Source organism: Bradyrhizobium sp. CSA112 (assembly GCF_029051645.1).
In the GTDB taxonomy this organism is placed as follows: domain Bacteria; phylum Pseudomonadota; class Alphaproteobacteria; order Rhizobiales; family Xanthobacteraceae; genus Bradyrhizobium.
This window is the reverse complement of record NZ_JAACFS010000164.1, coordinates 1-404: the sequence shown is the minus strand read 5'-3', so window position 1 is coordinate 404 and position 404 is coordinate 1. Positions and strand designations below refer to the sequence as shown.

General features: G+C 52.2%; 1 rRNA gene. It reads right to left on the bottom strand.

Features of this window, described 5'->3' with window-relative positions:
• Positions 1 to 404, bottom strand: a 23S ribosomal RNA gene (locus GWE18_RS42145); the annotation flags it as partial.

Sequence of the window (404 nt, the reverse complement as noted above, 5' to 3'; positions counted from 1 at the left end):
TTCTTTAAAGGGTGGCTGCTTCTAAGCCAACCTCCTGGCTGTCTGTGCCTTTCCACATGGTTTTCCACTTAGCACAAAATTTGGGACCTTAGCTGTGGGTCTGGGTTGTTTCCCTTTTCACGACGGACGTTAGCACCCGCCGTGTGTCTCCCATACAGTCCGTCTCGGTATTCGGAGTTTGCAATGGTTTGGTAAGTCGCGATGACCCCCTAGCCATAACAGTGCTCTACCCCCGAGAGGATACATATGAGGCGCTACCTAAATAGCTTTCGAGGAGAACCAGCTATCTCCGGGTTCGATTAGCTTTTCACTCCTAATCACACCTCATCCCCTACCTTTGCAACGGGAGTGGGTTCGGGCCTCCAGTGCGTGTTACCGCACCTTCACCCTGGGCATGACTAGAT